Origin of the sequence: Streptacidiphilus sp. EB129 (genome assembly GCF_041262645.1) — a bacterium.
Taxonomy (GTDB): Bacteria; Actinomycetota; Actinomycetes; order Streptomycetales; family Streptomycetaceae; genus Streptacidiphilus.
This window is the reverse complement of the sequence record NZ_JBGCCS010000004.1, coordinates 61,092-81,294: the sequence shown is the minus strand read 5'-3', so window position 1 is coordinate 81,294 and position 20,203 is coordinate 61,092. Positions and strand designations below refer to the sequence as shown.

Below are 20,203 nucleotides of genomic sequence, written 5' to 3'. Positions count from 1 at the left end.
CTCCCGTCCCGCACTCCCGTTCACTCATGACGCACGGTAGTGATCATAGGTGGCCTGTCCTGGGCCGATCCAGCGACACCCGGGCGATTCACCCCACAGGGGAATGTTCGGAGCGCGCGTACGACCGCCCACGCGCCGCCGCCGTCCGCGGGTGCTCGGACGGCGGCGACGTCGGACCGGGGCGACCCGATCAGGCGAGGCTTGCCGACAGCGTGATGGTGGTACCCGAAAGTGCCTGGCTCACCGGGCAGTTGGCCTTCGCGTCCTCAGCGGCCTTGACGAAGTCGGCCTCGTCGAGGCCGGGCACGGTGCCCTTCACGGTCAGGTGGATCCCGGTGATTCCGGTACCCGGCTGGAAGGTCACCTCCGCCTGGGTCTCCAACAGCGTCGGCGGGGTGCCGGCGTTGGCCAGGCCGAACGACAGTGCCATCGAGAAGCAGCTGGAGTGAGCGGCCGCGATCAGTTCCTCCGGACTGGTCTTGCCGTTCGCCGCCTCGGCCCGCGAGGGCCAGGACACGGGAAACTCGCCGACACCGGACGTGACGAGCGAGACGACGCCCTTCCCGTCCAGCAGAGCGCCTTCCCAAGCGGTGCGTGCGACGCGTGTGGTTGCCACGCTGGGTACCTCCATGGTCGATGTGGTGGTTCCGGTCGTGTGCCGACCACCACCCTATGCCGCGTCAGGACGCCACGCGGGGAACGCGCCGCCGCTGTCACCGCCCCGCCGTCACCCCGGCGCCGTCAGCGCCCCGCCGTACTGCCGCCACGGCGGCGACCGTCGCCGTCACCGCCCGGCCGCCGGGGGTCAGCCGGCGGACTCGCGGCGGAAGCCCAGCTGCTCGTTGATCGCGATCATGTGGGTGTTGCCGGGGGCGCAGGTGGTCACCACCTGCTCCACCTCGGGGTGCGCACCGAGCAGCCACTGCAGCATCGCCGCCTTCACCCACAGCCCCAGGCCCCGTCCGCGGTGGTCCCGCCGCACCACGGTGTCGTACTGGTTCGCGACGGCGGCCGCCGCCCCGCCGTGCAGCACGATCTCGCTGAATCCCGCGACCACCTGGTTCCCCTCGCCGTCCAGGCAGACCGCCGCGACCGTCAGCACCGAGCCGCCGTCCGCCGCGTACGTCTCCGCCTGCCGGCGGACCCGTGCCTCGTCCCAGTGCTCGCCACCGTGGGCGAGGCCGTCCTGCGGGGCGTCGTTCAGTGCCTCCCGGGTCGCCGCGAACGGTCCGATCAGGTCGCTCGGTGCCACCCCGGGCCAGCGCACCAGGTGGTAGCCCTCGCTCGCGGCACGGACCGTGGCCCGCAGTGCGTCCTGGTCGCAGTCGGCGACACGGAGCACCAGCCGCTGCCGCCCCGCCTCCTCCGCACCGGGTGCCTCGTCGATCCGTGCGATCCGTACCTGCTCAAGCCCGTCGTCCACGCACAACCTCCGCGTCCAGGGCGCGCACGGCGCCGTCATGTCCACAGCATGCTCGGAAGGACGGGTACGGCGCAGGCATCCGCGCCTGTGAGCACAATCACTGCCGCACTATTGCAGGACGTTCACCGCACGGGCCACGATCAGTGCCAGCGTCAGCAGTGACACCGTGGACTGGATGCCCATCAGCAGCTTCGACCAGCGCGACAGCGGCATCACGTCGGTCGGGCTGAAGGCGGTGGCGTTGGTGAAGGCCAGGTAGAGGTAGTCCACGTACTCCGGTTCCCAGTCCGGCGGGGACATGCCCTGCTGCTGCATCTGCGGGAAGAGGAAGTCCGGGTACTCGTGCGTGCCGTGGGCCCGTGCGGCCGGTCCGCCGCGGTCGGCCTCCCAGTACCAGAGGCTGAACGCGATGATGTTGGTCAGCCAGATCCCGCCACCGGTCATCAGCAGCGCGCCGGCGCCCACTCCGTGCGAGCCGGTGAGCAGGTCGTGCACCAGCAGCACCGCGGACCAGCCGTTGGCCAGGCTGACCGCCGCCGCCAGCAGCAGGCCGAGCACCCGGACCGGCATGGTCGCCCGCTCGATCCGCCGGTGCGGGTTGGCGAACACCAGCGCCACCATCAGCAGCAGTTCCAGTACCGGCAGCAGCCAGTGCGGCTGCACCGTCAGCCGTTCCGGCAGGCTCCACTGCACCGCGATGGCCACCAGCAGCGCGATGCTGACCGCCCAGCGCTGCTCCCCCTCGGTGTGCCGCTTCCATGCCGGGACGAGGCGCTCTCCCAGTTCGCCCAGCTCCCGCAGCTCGGCCGGCCTGCCCAGCCCGCCCGGCTCGTTCCGCTTGCCCGGTCCGCCCGATCCGCTCAGCCCACTCTGTTCGCTCACGCGGGCATTGTGCCGGTGAACAGCGGAAGGACACCATTGACTGAGAGTAGATACCGAGTGTAGACACTGCGATATGACTGTTCCTCTCGCACTCCTCGGACTGCTCGAACGAGAGCCGAGCCATGGATACGACCTCAAGCGCGACTACGACGCGTACTTCGGCCGGGGCAAGCCGCTGCCGTTCGGACAGGTCTACTCGACCCTGGGGCGGCTCGCTCGCGACGGCAAGGTCCTGGTCGGCGAGGCGGAGCCGGGGGCCGGTCCGGACCGCAAGCGCTACGTGATCACCGATCTCGGCGCCACCGAGGTCCAGACCTGGCTGGCCGAGCCGGTCGAGGCGGAGCCGCACCTGCAGACGGTGCTGTTCACCAAGGTCGTGCTGGCGCTGTTGCTGGAACGCGACGCCGAGGCCTACCTCGACGCCCAGCGGGCCGCGCACCTGCAGCGGATGCGGGAGCTGACCGAGATCAGGCGGAGCGGCCAGCTGGTCGACCGGCTCCTGGCCGACCACGGCCTGTTCCATCTGGAGGCCGACCTCCGCTGGATCGAGCTCACCACCGCCCGGCTGGACGCGCTGGCCGCGGAGGTGCGGTCATGAGCGGCGACGGCGGGCCCCGGAGCTCCGCACGCGCCGCAGCGGCCGGCGCGCGGTCGAAGCCCACGGACCCGGCGGCCGCGGGGGGCGCCGGGTCCGCCGGGTCCTTCGGGGATGCCGGGGACGCTGCGGGGGTCCTGGTCGAGGCCCGCGGCGCGATGCTGTCGTTCGGTCAGACACCGGCCCTGCGCGGTGCGGACCTCGCGGTGACGGCCGGAGAGATCGTCGCCATCATGGGCCCCAGCGGCTCCGGCAAGTCCACCCTGCTGCACTGCCTGGCCGGGATCCTGGTCCCCGACTCCGGGGAGGTCCACTTCGACGGCCGCCGGGTCGACACCCTCCGCGAGACCGAGCGCAGCGCGCTGCGCCGGGACCGCTTCGGTTTCGTGTTCCAGTTCGGCCAGCTCGTCCCCGAGCTCACCGCCGAGGAGAACATCGCCCTGCCGCTGCTGCTGAGCCGGACCCGGCGGTCGAGCGCGCTGGCCGAGGCCCGGTCCTGGTTCCCGCGGCTCGGCCTGGAAGGCCTGGAGAGCCGCCGGTCCGGCGAGCTGTCCGGCGGCCAGGCGCAGCGGGTGGCGCTGGCGCGAGCCCTGGTCGCGCGGCCCGACGTGCTGTTCGCCGACGAGCCGACCGGCTCGCTGGACTCGCTGACCGGAGAGCAGGTGATGGACCTGCTGGTCACCACCGCCCGTGCCGAGGGCACCACCGTGGTCCTGGTCACGCACGAGCCCCGGGTGGCGGCGTGCGCGGACCGCGAGGTCGTGGTCCGGGACGGCCGGGTCACCTCGCTCACGCCGCAGCGGGTCGCCTCGTGATCGGGCTCGGGCTGCGCCTCACCCTGAGCGGCGGCCGGGAGGCCGCCGCCCGCCTCGCCGTCATCACCTCAGCCGTCGCCCTGGGCGTCTTCCTGCTGCTGAACACGGTCGCGTCGGTCAACGCCACGAACACCCAGAACGCCCGCTACGCCTGGCTGAACTCCGGTGTGCAGCAGGCCGGTGCCCAGAACTCCGACACGCAGAACTCCAGTACGCAGAACTCCGGCACGTCGCAGCCGCAGGGCGGCGGTACGGCCGCCGCCGCGCCGTCCGACCCGATGTGGTGGCTGGCCTCGCCGGACAACTTCGACGGTACGACCATCGGACGGGTCGACCTCGCCGCGACCGGACCGCACTCGCCGGTCCCGCCGGGCATACCGGCGCTGCCGGGCCCCGGGGAGTACTACGCCTCGCCGGCTCTCGGCGCGCTGCTGCGGTCCACCCCGGCCGACGAGCTGGCCGACCGCTTCCCCGGGCGGCAGATCGGCACCATCGGTCCCTCGGCGCTGCCGGGACCGGACTCGCTGATCGTGGTCATCGGCCACACCCCGGACCAGCTCTCGCACGTCCCCGGTGCTCGACGCATCACCTCGATCATGGCCACCTCACCCAGCGACTGCGGTGACTGCTCGATCGGCACCAACTCCAACGGCATGGCGCTGATCCTCTCGGTGGTGGCGACCGCGCTGATCTTCCCGGTGCTGATCCTGATCGGGACCGCGACCCGGCTCGCGGCGGCCCGTCGGGAGCAGCGCTTCGCGGCGATGCGCCTGATCGGCGCGACACCCCGGCAGATCTCGGTGATCGCGGCGGTGGAGTCGACCGTCGCCGCGGTGGCCGGGGTGGCCGTCGGCTTCGGGCTGTTCTTCCTGCTCCGCCCGCTGGTCGCGACGATCCGCTTCACCGACGCGCCGTTCTTCGGCTCCGACCTGTCGCTGACCGCGACGGACGTGCCGGCGGTCGCCCTCGGCGTGCCGGTCGCGGCCGCGATCGCGGCCCGGATCGCCCTGCGCCGGGTGCGGATCTCGCCGCTCGGCGTCACCCGGCGGGCCACTCCGCGCCCGCCCCGGATCCGCCGGGTGATCCCGCTGCTGGCGGGGGTCCTCGAACTGACGTACTTCATCGGCAGGCACCCGAAGACCACCAACGGGCAGATCGCGGCCTTCATCCCCGGCATGCTGCTGATCATGGCCGGGCTGGTGATCGCCGGGCCGTGGCTGACCATGGTCGGCGCCCGGCTGATGGCCCGGCGAACCGGGCACCCCTCGCTGCTGGTCGCCGGGCGCAGACTCTCCGACGATCCCCGGGCGGGTTTCCGCGCGGTCAGCGGGCTGATCCTCGCCCTCTGCGTCACCACCGGGACGGTGGGGATCATCACCTCGCTGGTCGCCGAGCGCGGCATCCCGAAGAGCAGCCCCTCGGTCAGCAGCGCCCTGGTCGCCGACTACTTCCGGGTCACCCGGTCGGGAGAGCTGACGTCGACCGAGCCCGCGCTGCCGCAGACGCTGCTGACCGCTCTGCACGGGGTCACCGGCGTCCAGGGCGTGCTGGAGATCCACACCAATCCGCTCGGCACCGAGGACCCGACGGCCTTCGGGGTCCCCCAGCGCGACGCCGCGCGCTTCCTGGCCGGGCTGGTCTCCTGCGCGCAGCTCGCCACCGAGCCGGTGTTCGGCGGCTGTGAGCCGGGGGCCCGGGCGGCCTCGGTGACGCCGACACTCGACACCATCGGGCTCGCCTACGGACCCCCGTGGCCGTCCACCTGGCCGGCCGCCGGAATCTCCGCCGACCGTCTCGCCGGCCTTCCGATCACCGGCCTCGTGGTCACCACGGACGGCTCCCGGAGTGCGATCGAACGGGCCCGCACCCTGATCGCGACCGCCTACCCGACGGAACAACCCCCGGCGACCATCGCCGAGCAGCGCTCCTGGCAGCACCGCGCGATCGCCGGGTACCAGCAGCTGGCCGACGTGGTGATCATGATCAGCTTCCCGATCGCCGGCTGCAGCCTGGCCGTCAGCGTGGCCGCGGGGCTGAGCGAACGCAAGCGTCCGTTCAGCCTGCTGCGGCTCAGCGGTGTCCCGCTCGGCGTGCTGCGGCGGGTGGTGCTGCTGGAGAGCGCGGTACCCCTGCTGGTGGTCTCCGCGGTGGCGATCGGGATGGGCTTCCTGGCGGCGCAGCTGTTCCTGCGGGCGCAGTTCGGCTACTCGGTGCGGGCACCGGGCGGGGAGTACTACGTCATCGTGCTGGCCGGGATCGTGCTGTCGCTGGGGGTGATCGCCTCCACGCTGCCGCTGCTCCGCCGGATCACCGGGCCGGAGACCGCCCGCAACGAGTAGCCGCGCCGCGCCCGCCGCCCGCCACGCCCGCCACGCGCGGCGGGCGGCTCACTCCTGCGCCTCGGCGAAGGCCAGCAGTTGCTCGGTCGACCAGGCCAGCCGGCCGGTCCGCAGATCGTCGATCACCCCGACGAGCCACTCGGCCTCGGCCGCGGTCACCACGCGGAGGTACTCGCTCTCCAGCATGGTGATCCGCGGCAGGCCGTGCCCGGCCTCCTGTTCCGCTGCCCGGTCCAGGGCGGCCAGCGTCCCGGCCAGCCGCTCGCGGCGCCGCTCCAGCGCGTCCAGCATCTCCGCCGGGTCCAGCAGCATCAGGTTCGACAGCGCGACCGGGAACTCCGGGAACTCCTGCTTGGGCGTGGCGAGCATCTCGATCAGCCAGCTGCGGGCGGTCACCCGCCCCTCGTCGGTGACCTCGTAGACGGTCCGCTCGGGGTACTGCTGGTCCCGGCCGGTCTCGCGGACCGCGATCAGCCCCGCTCCGAGCAGGCGCTCGATGGTCCGGTAGAGACCCGCCCGCTGGCCGACGTTGACGACCTGATCCTTGCCCCACTGCTTGATCAGCCGCTGCACCCCGTACGGGTGCAGCGGCTTGTAGTGCAGCAGGGACAGCACGGTGAGCGCGAGCGGTGAGCTGCGCGGCGGAGTGGTGGCCATGGGGCGATGCTACCCCCGCTGGTACTAGTTGACGGGAGACTAGTTGCAATGCAACTATTTCACTGTCAGCGCACCACCCACCCGAAAGGCAGGAAGCCGTCATGTCCTCCCGCATCCGCACCGCCCTGGTCATCGGTGGTGGCATCGCCGGCCCCGTCGCCGCGATCGCCCTGCAGCAGGCCGGTATCGACGCCACCGTCTACGAGGCGTACTCCCGTTCCGCCGACGGCGCGGGCGGCAGCCTGAGCCTCGCCCCCAACGGCCTGGACGCCCTCGACGTCATCGGCCTGGGCGAGGTGGTCCGGCCGATGGGGATCCCGATGACCGGGATCGTGATGCAGGACTGGGCCGGCCGTCGGCTCGCCGAGTTCGGCAACCCGCCCGGCGTCCCGCCGATGCAGCTGGTCTGGCGCTCCGAGCTCTACCGGGTGCTGGTCGACGAGGCCGCGCGCCGGGGCATCCGTACCGAGCACGGCAAGCGCCTGGTCGGCGCGGAGGAGACCGCCGACGGCGTGACCGCGCACTTCGCCGACGGGACGCGGGCGAGCGCGGACATCCTGATCGGCGCGGACGGCATCCGCTCCACCGTGCGCACCCTCATCGACCCGTCCGCGCCGGGACCCGACCACACCGGGCTGATCAGCTTCGGCGCGCAGGTGGCCGACTGCGGCGTCGCCCCGACCCGGGGGGCGATGAACATGAGCTTCGGCAAGCACGCCTTCGTCGGCTACCAGGTCTTCGACGACGACTCGGCGCTGTGGTTCGTCAACCTCCCGCACGCGGAGGCGATGACGGCGGCCGAGGCGCAGCGGACCCCGCCCTCGGAGTGGCTGTCGTTGTTGCACCGGCAGTTCGCCGACGACCGCACGCCCGCCCAGCAGCTGATCGGCCTGACCGGGCCGGAGGACCTGATGGTGCTCGGCTCGATGGAGATCATGCCCCTGGTGCCGCACTGGAGCCGGGGCCGGATGGTCCTGGTCGGCGACTCCGCGCACGCCCCCTCGTCCAGCTCCGGACAGGGCGCCTCGCTGTCGATCGAGAGCGCGGTCGAGCTGGCCCGCTGCCTGCGCGACCTGCCCTATGACCAGGCCTTCGCCGCGTACGAGCGGCTGCGGCGGCCCCGGGCCGAACGGATCATCAAGGAGACCACCCGCAAGAACAGCGCGAAGACGGCGGGGCCGGTGGGACGGGTGGTGTTCGCCACCCTGATGCGGATCTTCGGCAAGCTGTCCAAGCCGGAGAAGCAGGCATGGATGTTCCACTACCGGATCCACTGGGACGAGACGGTGGCACCGGTCGCCGCACCGGTCCCGCCCGCATCGTCCGGCTCATCCGCACCGGTCGGAACGGCGGCGGAACCGAAGCGTCCGGCCAGGTTGTCATAGTCCAGGAGCACGGTCGTAATAGACTTAGGCGTGTCCATGGCATCTGGGCAGCGTAGGGGTGGTGGGTGGGGATGCGCCAAGTCGTGGGACCACGACAGGCCCGGGATCCGTCGCTGACGGAGGAGACAGCGGACCTGCTGGCGGAGACGATCTGCGCCCTGGTCGACGACGCCCTGCGGGAATCCTGGGCGGTGCGCATCTCCGCGACCGAGGACTCGGTACGGCTGGTGGCCTTCGCCGACCCGAGAAACGGGATGGCCCGCTGGGCGGTGGTCCGCTGCTACCAGGGTCTCTGGCACATCCGCGACACCACCTGCAGGGTCGAGGCCGAGCAGGAGTACGAGGCCACGGTGCGACGGCTGACCTACGAGTCCGGCTACCGCTGGGCGGCCACCGACGTCCCGGGCGCCTGCGCCGCGACTCCCTGGGACACCCCACGGCACCGGCGCCGGGCGGGGCTCCGCCCGCCGACCCGCACCCGGTCCCGCTGACCCCGCCCCGACGGGCGACCCGGACCCGGCTCGGGGACGGCGCTGGCCCGGCAGGACACCGACGCCCCCCAGGGCCGGCGCGAGGCCGGCCGGTTCCGCGGCGCCCACCCCTGTGCGGTGCCACGGAACCGCGGTGCTCAGCGACCCCAGCGGCCTCCGTACCCTCAGCGGCCGGTACCGCACCGCCGCCGCTACAGCGCGGCTGCGGCCTCCGCGCGGGCGAGGGCGATCCGGGCCGCCGCCCCCACCAGCCCGACCAGGTCGGGGGTGTCCTGGTCGCCGGAGAGGTGGCGGTACTCGGTGGCCACGGTGATGGCGAGACGTTCCGGGAGGCCCAGCTCCGGATAGCGGCCCGAGTCGATCAGGCGCAGCGCGGCGTCCTGCGCCGGGATCCCGCCCAGCCGCAGCACCCGGCACCGCTCCGCCACCCAGGACAGGTAGTCGACGTAGTCGCGGAGCCCGGCCGGGCCCAGCAGCGGGCCGTGCCCCGGAACGATCACCTCGGCACCGGTGCCGAGTATCCGCTCGCAGCCGTCGATCACGCTGGCCAGCGGGCCCGCCCAGTGCACCGGGTGGTCCCCGGCGAAGACCAGGTCGCCGGCGAAGACCACGCCCTGCTCGGGCAGGTGGACCCAGAGGTCGCCGTCGGTGTGGGCCGGTCCGGCCTGGGTCAGGCGGACCGGCGTTCCGTCGACGTCCAGGTCGAGCTCACCGCTGAAGACCCGGGTCGGCGGAACGATCTCCAGCCCGGTGAAGTCGTAGCGGCCGAAGTGCTTGGCCAGGTACCAGCCGGTGGCCTCCCCGGGCGCTCCGCCGCGCGTCAGCAGGTGCATCTGCTCCGGAGTGGGCTCGTGGTCGAGGGCGTGCAGATAGGCCTCGGTGCCGATCACCTCCACCCCGGGCAGGGCCGGCAGGCCGTAGCTGTGGTCACCGTTGGAGTGGGTGAGCAGCACCGTCCCTATCGACCGGTCCGGGCCCAGCACCGGCTCGGCGGCGGCGAGCAGCCGGCGGGTGCGCGGCAGGTCGTAGGGGGTGTCCACCAGCACCGCCTGAGCCTCCGTCACCAGCAGCCCGCAGTTGGCGAGTCCCCAGGTTCCCCGGCCCTCGGGACACCAGACGAACAGGCCGTCGGCCACGGCGGTCAGCCGTGCTTCTTCGCTCATGGGCGCCCATTGTGTCGACCCCCGCACCCGTCCCGCATGTGATCCTGGTCACTCTCTGCCGTGCAGTGACGTTCCGTCATCGCCTGGCGCTGCGGCGGCGGTCGGTGGAACCGCCGGGCGGCGGAACGACCTCGCCGGGGCGGAAAAGGATGATCATCAGCCGGGCTCCGGGCATGCTGAACGGCTCCGCCGCGCAGATGGTGGCCATCCCCGGGCCCAGCTCCGCGTGCACCAGCGGCCGGGTGTCGGTGTCGGGGTGGATGTACTCCAGCTGCGGGTCCGCGTACATCGGTCCGGTCACCGGGTCGGCCAGCACCTGCTGCTCCAGGCCGGCCAGCTCGCCGGACTGCGGGTTGGCCACCACCGCGGCCTTGAGCTGCGCGAGTGCCAGCGGTCCCCAGAGGTCCTTCCAGTAGGGAAAGTAGAGCTCGCGCGCCTCCGGGCAGAGCACCATCCACCACATGATGTTCTTCGGCGGCCGGCCCTGCGGGAACAGCGCCGGGAAGTGGCGGTTGTAGGCCAGCAACCGCCAGGAGACGTCGGTGATGTACGCCATGTGCTCGATGCCGTCCAGCGCCAGCTGCCAGCTGGGGCGCAGCCGCACCGGGGCCGAGGGGTCCAGCGGGTGCGGCGGTTTGGCGCCGGTGGCGAGCAGGAACAGCATCACCCGCTCGTCCTCGGTGAGCCGCAGCAACTCGGCGATGGCGTCGAGCAGCCGCGACTCCGGCCGGGGCAGCTTGCCGCCGACCAGGCGGCCGAGGGTGCCGGTGGTGATGAAGTAGGGCTGCTGGCTCAGCAGCAGGTCGAGCTGGTGCTGCGACAGTCCGTGGACCTTGGGGCCGCGACGCGGCATGGTCGGGGCCGGGAAGCCGTAGTCGACGGGGTCGATCAGCGCCCGGTGCCGCGCCAGCATGCCCTTCAAGTCCTGCCGGTTCATGTCTCTGCACAGTCCATGGGAATTGGGTACACCGAAATTACATGGAAAAACATTCAGTGGAAAGGTCCATGACAGTGGGCCAGACTGTCGCCACGGCCTCACTCACAGTGCTGCTCCCCGGTGGCCGTAACCTATCGCACCGCCGCCGAGGCGACCGCCCGACCGATACCAACTCCCATCTGTCAGCAGCGATATGACGGATCAACAGCCGAGACCTCCGAGGCCCTGACCGTGATCGTGAACCTGGACCGCCGCCCGCGCGAGGACGCGCCGGAGCCCTCAGCGGCCGTATCCGGTCAGCCCTCGCTCTCCCCGCCGCAGGCCGTCTTCCAGCTGCCCGCGCGGCCGGATCTGGTACGCACCGCACGCTCGATCGCCGGGCAGGTGCTGACCGCCTGGGGCCTGGACGCCGACGACCGGGACGCCCTGGTCCTGCTGGTCGGCGAGCTGACGGCCAACTCGGCCCTGCACGGCGGCGAGGAGATGCTGGTCGCCCTGGACCTCGACCCCGGACGGTCGGTGGTCCACCTCTGCGTCGCCGACCTCGGCGAGGGCCGGCCGGGCGCCGGCGTCCGCTCGCTGCCGGACGAGTACGGCCGGGGCCTGCAGATCGTCGCCGCCCTGGCCGACGCCTGGGAGACCCACGCCATCCCGTCCGGACTCCAGGTGCTGGTGGACTACCGCCTGGCCTGACCGGGTACGGGTAGATGCGGCGGTCGGACGTTTCGGCGAGCAGCCACGACGCCCGGCCGATGCGCTACGCTCCACGGCTATCGCGGAGATCGACACTGCCACCACTCGGAGTTGTGAAGATCTCAACTACGGGTTGGCCCAACTCCGGGACTGGTGTAGGCATAGACCGTGCCTGAACAGACCATGTCAAAAACGCCGACGGCGTCACCCCCACTCTGGCGCCACCGGGACTTCCTGCTGCTGTGGTCCGGTGGCGCGGTCAGCGATGTCGGCTCCGCCGTGTCCACCCTGGTACTGCCCCTGATGGCGATCCAGACGCTGCACGCGACCACCTTCCAGGTCGCGCTGATCGGCATGATGCGCCGGCTGCCGTTCCTGGTGCTGACCCTGCCGGCCGGGGTCCTGGTGGACCGCATCCGCCGGCGCGGGCTGATGCTCGGCAGCGACGTCGGACGGTTCCTGGCGATCGGTTCGCTCCCGCTGATCTCGCTGTTCCGCACCGTGTCGCTCTGGGAGCTGTACGCGGCGGTGCTGTGCGTGAGCTGCTTCCGGGTCTTCTTCGACGTGGCCGACCAGAGCTACCTGCCCACGCTGCTCCCCCGGGAGCAACTGGTCGACGGCAACGGCAAGCTGCGGTCCACCGAGACCTTCGCCGACGCCGCCGGACCGACCCTCGGCGCGGCGCTGGCCGGTCTGGTCGGCACCGCCAGGACGCTCGGCGTGGACGCCTTCTCGTACGCGTTCAGCGCCGTCTCGCTGCTGCTGATCCGGACCCGGGAGCCCTGCCGGGAACCGGGGACCGCCCCGCCCCGGATCACCTTCCGGGCGGCGATGACCGAGGGGCTGCGCTTCGTCCTGGGCGACGCCATTCTGCGGAAGATCGCCGCCTGCACCGCGACCGCCAACCTGGCCATCAGCCTGGTCACCTCACTGGAGGTGGTCTTCCTGATCCGGACCCTGCACGCCTCGCCCACCGAGACCGGCCTGGTGCTGGGTCTGGGCACGCTGGGCGGCTTCGGCGGCAGCCTGGTGGCCCGGCGGCTGGCGCTCCGGGTCGGCACCGCGCGGATCATGTGGGTCGCCCTGGTCATCCCCGCGCCGCTGACCTTCCTGATGCCGCTGGCCTGGTCGGGCTGGGGCACGCTGATGTACGCGGCCGGCTGGGGCGCGTTCAACGCGGCCGGGGCGGTCTACAACACCGCCCAGGTGTCCTACCGTCAGTCGGTCTGCCCGCCCGAGCTGCTGGGGCGGATGAACGCCTCGATCCGCTGGCTGATCTGGAGCACCACACCGCTCGGCGCGCTGCTGGGCGGCGGGCTCGGAAGCTGGCTCGGGCCCCGCCCCGCCATGTGGATCGGCGCGTCGATCATGGCGTTGACCGGGCTCTGGCTGCTCGCGTCGCCGCTGCGCGGCATGCGCGACATCCCGGCCGCGACCCTGCGTGCGACGGTCGCGACCAGCTAGGCGAGGCGCGGTGCATCTTGATGACATGCACTGAGATGCCGCCCTCCGGATGTGGACATACGAGCGAGCGAATCGGGAGGATCAACACGCATCCCCCCGATGGCCGCTGGTGCCGTAGTCGCCTCCCCGGACGACTCCGGCGCCAGCCGCCAACGCCACCGCCGCACCACATACCGACGTGCGAGGCCCCGCTCGGCCTCAGCGCGACCCGCCGCCGCTGGGAGTCGACCATGAGCGATCTGTACGCACTGGACACGCAAGCCGAGGTCACCGCCGACGCGCGCCGCCAACTGCGAGTGTTCCTGGCCACCCCGTCGCTTCGGCTGACCGGTCCGGTCGACGGCGGCCTCACCCTGGCGGTCCGCGACCGGGCCACCGCCCTGCGCGAGGCACTGCTGGACTGCGGTGTCAGCGTCTACAGCACCCACCACGGCGACACCTGGTCCGCCCGCGGCCTGCACCCCGGCCAGCGGGTGCCCAGCCCGTTCCGTGCCATCCAGTCCGCGGACGTGGTGTTCAGCTACGTCGGCACCCCGCTGTCGGCCGGCATCAGCCTCGAACTGGGCTGGGCGACCGCACTGCGCAAGCCGGTGGTGCTGATGGTCGACAAGGCCGGGCAGCACCTGCAGCTCATCGACACCCTGGAGGCCGTCGCCCCGGTGCTCCCGCTGAAGTTCCTGCCGAGCTGGTCGGTCCAGGAACTGCGGCACGCCATCGTGACCGGCCTGCACTGGGTCGACGACGAGACCCTCACCGTCCCGGCCTGACGCCTTGGGTCGTGACGCGGACCACAGTCTCCCGTGTCGCGACCAGTGCCCACCCTGCACGGCCCGTACGCCCTTTCGGTTCCGCCGGTCCTCCCGATCACGGCGGCACCTCTGGCCTTGTTCCGCCGGACCCGGTTCAATGGCGGTGACGACCGCCCGGATCCCGCTCCGGCCCGGCCACCGGTCCACCTGTCGACCCTGCGTAGCCGCTCCCCGTCGCGTCCGGGAGAATGGACGCGGCAGTGTGCGGCCGCCCTGGTTGTCCAGGCATCGTGTCCGGGCGCCGCCGCGCGACAGTTCCGGCGCACGCTGAATCGGGAGAGATGTTCGTGGACGCGGCTCAGCACCCCCCGCAGGCACCGAACGAGGACGAGTTCCTGTCCCGTGAGGCGCGGGAGCTCTACCAGCAGGCGCTGGAGAGCGGTGCGGTGTCCAAGAAGGCCGTCGGCCAGCAGCAGCCCGGTGCGCTGCGCGAACTCCTGGACGAGGGACTGCTGGCCCCGAACTTCCTCGACCCCGACCAGCTCGGGCCGGTCCATCCCCGCTCGGCACATGCCAGCCAGGACCAGGAGGCGGTGGGCGAGGCCATGCGGCTGCTGGCCGCCGTGGCGGCGAGACCGCGTCGACTGGAGCCCATCACGCGGATGTGGCACGCGAAGCGCCCGGACGGCGAGGACGGGTCCTTCGTCCGGGTGCGCAGCAAGGAGGCGATAGGCGCCCAGGTCACCCTGCTGATGCAGCAGGCACAACGGAGGATGCTCTTCGCTCAGCCCGGACCCCGCAAGGCGGAGGGACTGGAGGCGGTGCTGCCCCGCGACCTGGAGATGATCCGCAGGGTCTCCCAGTGGCGCACGCTCTACCAGACCTCGGTGCAGTCGAACGCGGCGGCGCGCGCCTACGCCCGGGCGGTGACCGAGGCGGGCGCCCAGGTACGCACGTCACCGGAGTTCGGGGACCGGCTGTTCATCATCGACGACGTCGCGATCTACCCGTACTTCGGGGATACCAACGAGGCGGTCTTCTGCTGGGAGCCGGCCACGGTGGAGCTGCTGACCCGCGGATTCTGGCGCGACTGGGAGCGCGGCACCGAGTTCGAGGGCGCCACCCGGCGGCCGACGGCCGACGTCAGCGGGGCCACCCGCAAGAAGATCATCCAGCTCGCCATCGAAGGTGTGAACCAGGAGAGCATCGCCCGGCGGCTGGGGCTGCACAAGCGCACGGTGGCGCGCTACTACGCGGAACTGCACGAGCACTACGACGCCAAGACGAACTTCCAGCTGGGATACCGGGTCGGCGAGCAGGCCTCGGGAGCGGTCGTCCTGCCCGACGACGAGATATAGCCGGGCAGGACAGCGACGAGCATGCGCTCGCCTAGTTCGTAGCCACGTCCCAAATAGAGTCGGCGCGCGCGGCTTTCGCGTGCGGCGCGTCCCAAATAGAGTCGTTCGGGACGCCGGCGACCACGGCGACCAAGCCGAGGACAAGTGCCGCGACCAGGCTCAGGGTGACGATGCGAATGTGTCGGATCACTGCTGTCACTCCCTTCCAATAGGATCGAGGGGTGGGACCCTCGAAAATGTGTCGAGCATGTCTACTGCTCTCGCACACATGCCCCCCGCATGGTATGCCATGTCCGCGTCGAGCAGCGTCCTCCGAACGGCGGAATGACACCACCATTCGGGGGGACAGGCCAGAGCGCCCCACCGCTCCCATCGAGCCCCCGCAGGGCATGTGATCCAGGTTCCGTTCCGGCGGCCACTCATGTCACTGCGGCCAGTGGTGTCATATGGATATCTTTCAATCGCTCCGGAGTCCAGACTTCCTCACAGGTTCAAATAATGGCAAGATGGGGACATGTCAAACCTCGATGACTTCCAGCAGGCATCCCGCCTGGACGCACTGGCGGAGATTCAGCGAGCGCGCATGAGCCTGGACGACCAACTCGTCAGTGCCGCACGGGCGGGAGTCCACCCCAGCAGCATCGCGGTGATGGCCGGGCTGCCCGAGCCGATGGTGCGGGCGAAGCTCGCGGCCGCGGGAGTCCCCATGGCGGGCTGGGCCGGAGCCGACGGCGACCTGGCCGCGCACTGGGACTGACCCGGCAACCGGGTTGCTACCACGTCAGGTCTGGTGGTTCCACCAGACCTGACGACGGCGACGACGAAGACATCGACGAGCGGATGCCCAGGCGACAGTCACCCGGGCATCCGCCGTTCGGAGGGCCGCCGGCCCGCCCGCGTCAGCCGTTGGCGTCAGCCGGCGTGGTGGTGGGGGTGAGGCCCTCCAGCTTGTTGGCGGCGAGGGCGAAGTCGTTGGTGAACGTGGTGCCCAGGTTCACCGACGAGGTCGCGTTGCCGACCAGGATCTCGGTCGCGAGGGACGTCTTGGGGCCGCCGGCCGGCATGATGCCGTCGGGCAGGAACTGGCCCTTGTCCTGGTTCAGGGCGGTGATGTAGTCCGCCTTGGTCACCAGGGCGTTGGACACGAAGGACTGCGGCAGGTTGTCGGCGATGTCCGCCGCGCTGTGGGTGTTGATCCAGTGCATGGTGGCGACCAGGGCGTCGACGACCTTCTGCGCCGCGTCCTTGTGCGCGTTGACCCAGTCCGTACGGGCCAGCACGCCGGCCGCCGGCCAGGCGCCGCCCAGCGAGGACTGGGCGCCGGCGGTGGTCGCCAGGTCGATCGCCGAGTAGGCGATGCCCTTCTTCTCCAGCGCGGTGACCGTCGGCTGAGTGGTCATCACACAGGCGGTCTTGCCGTTCTGCAGCGCCGCCACGGCGGTGGATCCAGCGCCGACCCCGATTCTGCTGTAGTCGCTGGTCTTCAGGCCCTTCTGGGCGGCCAGCAGCTTGGTCAGGGTGTCGGTACCGGAGCCCAGGTCGGTGACGCCGACGGTCTTGCCCCTGAAGTCGGCGGCCGAGTGCACGTTGCTGCTCGGGGTGCACATCACCCGCTCCCCCGGAGCGCCGGACAGCTGCACGATGTCCTCGACCGCCTTGCCCTTCACCTGGAAGTCGATGGTGTGGTTGTACCAGGCGCCGGCCATGTCCACCTGGCCGGAGGCCATCGCGTCCTCGGCACCGACGCCGCCGTCGGTCTCGGTGCTCAGCACCACGTCGACGCCGTACTTCTTGTAGAAGCCGAGGTTCTGGGCCAGTTGGTAGGGCAGGTAGATCTGCTTGTCGATGCCGCCGACCATCAGCGTCACCTTGGGGACACTGCCGGAGGCGCTGCTGGAGGAACCGCTGGAGGAACAGGCGCTGACCGCGCCGAGGGCGAGCAGGGTGACACAGGACGCAGCGAGGGCACGCTTGAACATGGCTTGCCACTTTCCTTTCGAGGGTGGTCGAACCGGGGACTGCGGTGGGGGGGTCAGATGGCGTTGGCGGCCTCGGTCGGGGACGGCGGGCGCCAGGACAGCAGCCGTCGCTCCAACTTGCTGATCAGCCACTCCGCGACGAGCACGACCACGGCGATCACCAGCATCGTGGCGAACACCCCGTTGGGGTCGAAGTTGTTCTGCGCGGTCTTGATGACCAGGCCGAGCCCGTTCTGCGCCCCGAGCACCTCGCCGACCAGCGCGCCGACGATGGCGAAGCCGAAGGCCGTGTGCAGGCTGGCGATGATCCAGGTGAGCGCGGACGGCACGATCACGTGCCGGACCACCTGCAGCTGCGAGGCGCCCAGCACCTTGGCGTTGGCGAGGATGTTGCGGTCCACCTCGCGGACGCCCTGGAAGGCGTTGAAGAACACCACGAAGAACACCAGCACCGCGGCGAGCAGGATCTTCGGCGTGGCGCCGATACCGAAGGCCACCACGAAGATCGAGCCGAGGACGATCCGCGGGATCGCGTTCACGATCTTGATGTACGGCCCCAGCACGTCCGACAGGAACCGGCTCTGACCCAGCGTCACGCCGATGACGATGCCGGCCACGGCGCCGAAGGCGAAGCCGAGCAGCGCCTCCTGGATGGTGGTCCAGATGTTCAGGTAGAAGGAGCCGAACTCGGTGCCGTTCTCGAACAGGTCGATCAGCCGCGACCAGATGCCGGACGGCTGCCCGAAGAAGAAGGGGTCGACGATCCCCCAGGCGGTGAAGGCCTGCCAGCCGCCGAGCACAAAGGCGGCGACGCCCAGCCGGGCTGCCCACACCAGGGCGACCCGGCGCCGGAAGGCCCGCTTCGCGGCCGTGGCGGCCGACGACCGCACCAGTTCCGCGGAACGGGCGGCGGCGTCGACGGGCGCGGCCGAGGGAGAGTCGGTAACCGCTGCGGGCACGGGGTTGGTGGGTGCGGTGCTCATGCCGTACCTTCGGCGGTGCGGGCGTAGGCGCGCTCCACTTCCTCGCGCAGGGTGTTCCAGATCTGGTGCTGCAGCTCGATGAAGCGGGGCTCGAAACGGATCTCCTGGACCGAACCGCGCGGCCGCGGCAGGTCGATGTCGTACACGGCCTTCACCGAGCCGGGACCGGAGGTCATCACCACCACCCGGTCCGCCAGCGCGACGGCCTCGTCCAGGTCGTGGGTGATGAAGATGACCGACGGGCGGGTCTGCTCCCACAGGCCGATCAGCTCGGTCGACATGATCGCCTTGGTCTGCACGTCCAGCGCGCCGAACGGCTCGTCCATCAGCAGGATCTTCGGCTCGTTGATCAGAGCCGCCGCCATCGCGACGCGCTTGCGCATACCGCCGGAGAGCTGGTGCGGATAGCGGTCCTCGAAGCCGGCCAGGCCGACCCGGCGCAGCCAGTCCCGGGCCGAGGCCTGGGCCTGCTGCCTGCCGACGCCCCGGAACACCGGGCCCATCGCCACGTTCGCCAGCACCGTCTTCCACGGCAGCAGCGCGTCCGCCTGGAACATGAAGCCGATTCCGTCGGTGATCCCGTCCACCTCGCGGCCGCCGACCGTGACCGAGCCCTCGCTCGGCCGGTCCAGCCCGGACACCATGCTCAGCGTCGTCGACTTCCCGCACCCGGTCGGTCCCACCACCGCACAGAACTGGCCCGGCTCCACGGCGAACGAAACGTCCTGCAGCGCCGTGAACACCTCGCCACCCGGTGTCAGGAACCGCTTGGTGAGCCCGGATATCTCGATCCGGGCGCTGCCCGGATCCGTGCGGTCGGCGGTCGGGCTTGTTGCCACGCTATTTCGCGAAGCCATGGAGCCGTCTCCTTTCTTGCCTCGGGTTCGAGGAAGACCGACGCTAGAGGCGGCTCCGTGTTACGTCACTGTTTCAGAGGTATCCCGCGTTAGCCGCGTTACCTGCGGTTTTGCGCGTTCTGCTCGCCGTTGCCGGGCGCCGCCGCAACGCGCCGCCCCGGGACGGGAATGCCCGGCGCCGGCACCGGGGTTGTCCAGGCACCGGTGATCATCAGGACCGGCCGAAGCGACCGACCTCGGGGAGAGAACGTCATGGCGTCTGAGACTGCCTTGGAGACCAGCACCGCCACCGTGCACGGCACCGTCGCCGAGGGGTTCGAGGAGGTGCGGGCGGAGTTCGCGGCGTTCGTCGCCGCCGAGCCCACCGATCCGGGCGCGCAGCTGGCCGCCTACCAGCACGGGCGGCTGGTGGTGGACCTGTGGGCCGGGGACGTCACCGGGGACTCGCTGACCGGGGTCTTCTCGGTCACCAAGGGCGCCGCACACCTGGTGGTCGCGCTGCTGGTGCAGGACGGCGCGCTGGAGCTGGACCGCCGGGTCGCCGACTACTGGCCGGAGTTCGCGGCCCACGGCAAGGGCGCGGTGACCCTGCGCGAGCTGATCTCGCACCGGTCCGGGGTCATCGGCGCGGACGGCGGCTTCAGCTACGAGGAACTGGCCGACGACCGGGTGGTCGCCGAACGGCTGGCCGGACAAGCGCCGTTCTGGCGGCCCGGGGCCGGCCACGGCTACCACGCGCTGGCGATCGGCGCACTCACCGGCGAGGTGGTGCGCCGGGTGACCGGGCGCAGCATCCAGGAGATCTACGAGGAGCGGGTCCGGGCCCCGTACGGTCTCGACCTCTTCCTCGGGCTGCCCGAGGCCGAGCGGCACCGCTACCGCGACGTACTGCCGATGCTGCCGACCGCCGGGCAGCTGGCCGCCCTCGCCGAGCGCCCGCAGGTGGGCCGCTACAACCGCCTCCCGATCGCCTTCAACACCAGCGCCGACCCCTCCTTCGACCTGGTTCGTTTCGTCAACTCGCCCGCCTCGCTGGCGAAGAGCCCCACCTCGGTGGGCGGCGCCGGCAACGCGCGCGGCATCGCCGGGATGTACGCGGCGACGCTGGGCGGGTTCAACGGCCACGGCCCGCTGCTGACGCCGGACACCGTCGGCGAGTTCGCCCGGATCCACTCGGCCGGGAACGACCTGGTGGTCGGCAACCCGAACGCCTTCGGCCTCGGCTTCGAGGCGCTGGGCGTGGCCTACCCGGCGCTGGCCGCCGACACCTTCGGGCACTCCGGCGCGGCCGGGGCACTGGCCTTCGGCGACCCCCGTTCCGGTCTCGCCTACGGCTACACCCGCCGCCGCTTCGCCTTCCCCGGCGGCGCCGCCCCGGAGAACGAGCAGTTCTCCCGCGCCGTCTACCAGGCCGCGACGGCCGGCTGATGGGG

The 20,203-nt window shown here is 71.4% G+C and carries 20 protein-coding genes; 11 read left to right on the top strand and 9 right to left on the bottom strand.

The annotated features are described in order from the left end of the window. Positions 1–190: 190 nt before the first annotated feature. The 3 genes from ABH925_RS06665 to ABH925_RS06655 form a co-directional block, all read right to left on the bottom strand. Positions 191–616, bottom strand: a complete 426-nt coding sequence (locus tag ABH925_RS06665) for an OsmC family protein (protein ID WP_370146085.1) — start codon at positions 614–616, stop codon at positions 191–193. A 189-nt stretch (positions 617–805) separates the two neighbouring features. After that, positions 806–1,423 (bottom strand): GNAT family N-acetyltransferase, encoded by a 618-nt coding sequence (locus ABH925_RS06660; RefSeq protein ID WP_370146083.1) that lies wholly within the window; start codon positions 1,421–1,423, stop codon positions 806–808. 108 nt (positions 1,424–1,531) lie between these two features. Further along, positions 1,532–2,305, bottom strand: a complete 774-nt coding sequence (locus ABH925_RS06655; RefSeq protein WP_370146082.1) for a hypothetical protein — start codon at positions 2,303–2,305, stop codon at positions 1,532–1,534. Between the two features lie 73 nt (positions 2,306–2,378). On the opposite strand from ABH925_RS06655, the gene ABH925_RS06650 reads away from it, so the two are divergent. From ABH925_RS06650 to ABH925_RS06640, 3 genes are all read left to right on the top strand, one after another. Next, positions 2,379–2,903: a PadR family transcriptional regulator gene (locus ABH925_RS06650; protein ID WP_370146081.1), complete on the top strand. Its 525-nt coding sequence runs from the start codon at positions 2,379–2,381 to the stop codon at positions 2,901–2,903. 155 nt (positions 2,904–3,058) lie between these two features. Then, entirely contained in the window at positions 3,059–3,715 is a 657-nt protein-coding gene (locus ABH925_RS06645) for an ABC transporter ATP-binding protein (RefSeq protein ID WP_370146365.1), read from the top strand. After that, positions 3,712–6,054 carry an FtsX-like permease family protein gene (locus tag ABH925_RS06640; RefSeq protein ID WP_370146079.1) on the top strand — a complete coding sequence of 781 codons (2,343 nt, stop codon included), beginning with the start codon at positions 3,712–3,714 and terminating at the stop codon, positions 6,052–6,054. The genes ABH925_RS06645 and ABH925_RS06640 overlap by 4 nt, the downstream gene beginning before the upstream one ends. A gap of 48 nt (positions 6,055–6,102) precedes the next feature. Here the strand turns inward: ABH925_RS06640 and ABH925_RS06635 are convergent, their stop codons facing one another. Next, positions 6,103–6,711: a PadR family transcriptional regulator gene (locus ABH925_RS06635; protein WP_370146077.1), complete on the bottom strand. Its 609-nt coding sequence runs from the start codon at positions 6,709–6,711 to the stop codon at positions 6,103–6,105. 101 nt (positions 6,712–6,812) lie between these two features. Here ABH925_RS06635 and ABH925_RS06630 point away from each other — a divergent pair, with 101 nt between their 5' ends. After that, positions 6,813–8,096 carry an FAD-dependent oxidoreductase gene (locus ABH925_RS06630; protein ID WP_370146076.1) on the top strand — a complete coding sequence of 428 codons (1,284 nt, stop codon included), beginning with the start codon at positions 6,813–6,815 and terminating at the stop codon, positions 8,094–8,096. Between the two features lie 83 nt (positions 8,097–8,179). After that, positions 8,180–8,587 (top strand): hypothetical protein, encoded by a 408-nt coding sequence (locus tag ABH925_RS06625; RefSeq protein WP_370146075.1) that lies wholly within the window; start codon positions 8,180–8,182, stop codon positions 8,585–8,587. A gap of 191 nt (positions 8,588–8,778) precedes the next feature. On the opposite strand, the gene ABH925_RS06620 is transcribed toward ABH925_RS06625, so the two are convergent. Both ABH925_RS06620 and ABH925_RS06615 read right to left on the bottom strand, forming a co-directional pair. Further along, a complete protein-coding gene (locus tag ABH925_RS06620) occupies positions 8,779–9,750 on the bottom strand; it encodes an MBL fold metallo-hydrolase (RefSeq protein WP_370146073.1) in 972 nt (323 codons plus the stop codon). Positions 9,751–9,826: 76 nt separating this feature from the next. Next, positions 9,827–10,687, bottom strand: coding sequence for an XRE family transcriptional regulator (locus ABH925_RS06615; protein ID WP_370146071.1), 861 nt, complete (start codon positions 10,685–10,687; stop codon positions 9,827–9,829). Between the two features lie 231 nt (positions 10,688–10,918). Here ABH925_RS06615 and ABH925_RS06610 point away from each other — a divergent pair, with 231 nt between their 5' ends. From ABH925_RS06610 to ABH925_RS06590, 5 genes are all read left to right on the top strand, one after another. Next, positions 10,919–11,380, top strand: coding sequence for an ATP-binding protein (locus ABH925_RS06610; protein WP_370146068.1), 462 nt, complete (start codon positions 10,919–10,921; stop codon positions 11,378–11,380). Between the two features lie 168 nt (positions 11,381–11,548). Next, complete coding sequence (locus ABH925_RS06605; RefSeq protein WP_370146066.1) at positions 11,549–12,844, top strand: MFS transporter; 1,296 nt, start codon at positions 11,549–11,551, stop codon at positions 12,842–12,844. A 230-nt stretch (positions 12,845–13,074) separates the two neighbouring features. After that, the gene (locus tag ABH925_RS06600) at positions 13,075–13,611 is read left to right on the top strand and encodes a hypothetical protein (protein ID WP_370146065.1); all 537 of its coding nucleotides are present in this window, start codon (positions 13,075–13,077) and stop codon (positions 13,609–13,611) included. A 329-nt stretch (positions 13,612–13,940) separates the two neighbouring features. Continuing rightward, a complete protein-coding gene (locus tag ABH925_RS06595; RefSeq protein ID WP_370146064.1) occupies positions 13,941–14,951 on the top strand; it encodes a helix-turn-helix domain-containing protein in 1,011 nt (336 codons plus the stop codon). Positions 14,952–15,465: 514 nt separating this feature from the next. Continuing rightward, positions 15,466–15,708 (top strand): hypothetical protein, encoded by a 243-nt coding sequence (locus tag ABH925_RS06590; RefSeq protein ID WP_370146063.1) that lies wholly within the window; start codon positions 15,466–15,468, stop codon positions 15,706–15,708. A gap of 142 nt (positions 15,709–15,850) precedes the next feature. Here the strand turns inward: ABH925_RS06590 and ABH925_RS06585 are convergent, their stop codons facing one another. Genes ABH925_RS06585 through ABH925_RS06575 form a run of 3 tightly spaced genes read right to left on the bottom strand, consistent with a single transcriptional unit; the run spans position 15,851 to position 18,770 of the window. Then, complete coding sequence (locus tag ABH925_RS06585) at positions 15,851–16,930, bottom strand: ABC transporter substrate-binding protein (RefSeq protein WP_370146062.1); 1,080 nt, start codon at positions 16,928–16,930, stop codon at positions 15,851–15,853. A gap of 53 nt (positions 16,931–16,983) precedes the next feature. Then, positions 16,984–17,913: an ABC transporter permease gene (locus tag ABH925_RS06580; protein WP_370146061.1), complete on the bottom strand. Its 930-nt coding sequence runs from the start codon at positions 17,911–17,913 to the stop codon at positions 16,984–16,986. After that, positions 17,910–18,770 carry an ABC transporter ATP-binding protein gene (locus tag ABH925_RS06575; protein WP_370146060.1) on the bottom strand — a complete coding sequence of 287 codons (861 nt, stop codon included), beginning with the start codon at positions 18,768–18,770 and terminating at the stop codon, positions 17,910–17,912. The genes ABH925_RS06580 and ABH925_RS06575 overlap by 4 nt, the downstream gene beginning before the upstream one ends. Before the next feature lie 252 nt (positions 18,771–19,022). On the opposite strand from ABH925_RS06575, the gene ABH925_RS06570 reads away from it, so the two are divergent. After that, a complete protein-coding gene (locus ABH925_RS06570) occupies positions 19,023–20,198 on the top strand; it encodes a serine hydrolase domain-containing protein (protein ID WP_370146059.1) in 1,176 nt (391 codons plus the stop codon). The last annotated feature ends 5 nt before the right edge of the window (positions 20,199–20,203 follow it).

Bases quoted from the DNA above. Each gene is read 5' to 3' on its own strand.
- ABH925_RS06590 (WP_370146063.1), top strand. From the start codon at position 15,466: ATGTCAAACCTCGATGACTTCCAGCAGGCATCCCGCCTGGACGCACTG.
- ABH925_RS06650 (WP_370146081.1), top strand. From the start codon at position 2,379: ATGACTGTTCCTCTCGCACTCCTCGGACTGCTCGAACGAGAGCCGAGC.
- ABH925_RS06575 (WP_370146060.1), bottom strand. From the start codon at position 18,770: ATGGCTTCGCGAAATAGCGTGGCAACAAGCCCGACCGCCGACCGCACG.
- ABH925_RS06630 (WP_370146076.1), top strand. From the start codon at position 6,813: ATGTCCTCCCGCATCCGCACCGCCCTGGTCATCGGTGGTGGCATCGCC.
- ABH925_RS06635 (WP_370146077.1), bottom strand. From the start codon at position 6,711: ATGGCCACCACTCCGCCGCGCAGCTCACCGCTCGCGCTCACCGTGCTG.
- ABH925_RS06600 (WP_370146065.1), top strand. From the start codon at position 13,075: ATGAGCGATCTGTACGCACTGGACACGCAAGCCGAGGTCACCGCCGAC.
- ABH925_RS06580 (WP_370146061.1), bottom strand. From the start codon at position 17,913: ATGAGCACCGCACCCACCAACCCCGTGCCCGCAGCGGTTACCGACTCT.
- ABH925_RS06645 (WP_370146365.1), top strand. From the start codon at position 3,059: ATGCTGTCGTTCGGTCAGACACCGGCCCTGCGCGGTGCGGACCTCGCG.
- ABH925_RS06620 (WP_370146073.1), bottom strand. From the start codon at position 9,750: ATGAGCGAAGAAGCACGGCTGACCGCCGTGGCCGACGGCCTGTTCGTC.
- ABH925_RS06615 (WP_370146071.1), bottom strand. From the start codon at position 10,687: ATGAACCGGCAGGACTTGAAGGGCATGCTGGCGCGGCACCGGGCGCTG.
- ABH925_RS06585 (WP_370146062.1), bottom strand. From the start codon at position 16,930: ATGTTCAAGCGTGCCCTCGCTGCGTCCTGTGTCACCCTGCTCGCCCTC.
- ABH925_RS06570 (WP_370146059.1), top strand. From the start codon at position 19,023: ATGGCGTCTGAGACTGCCTTGGAGACCAGCACCGCCACCGTGCACGGC.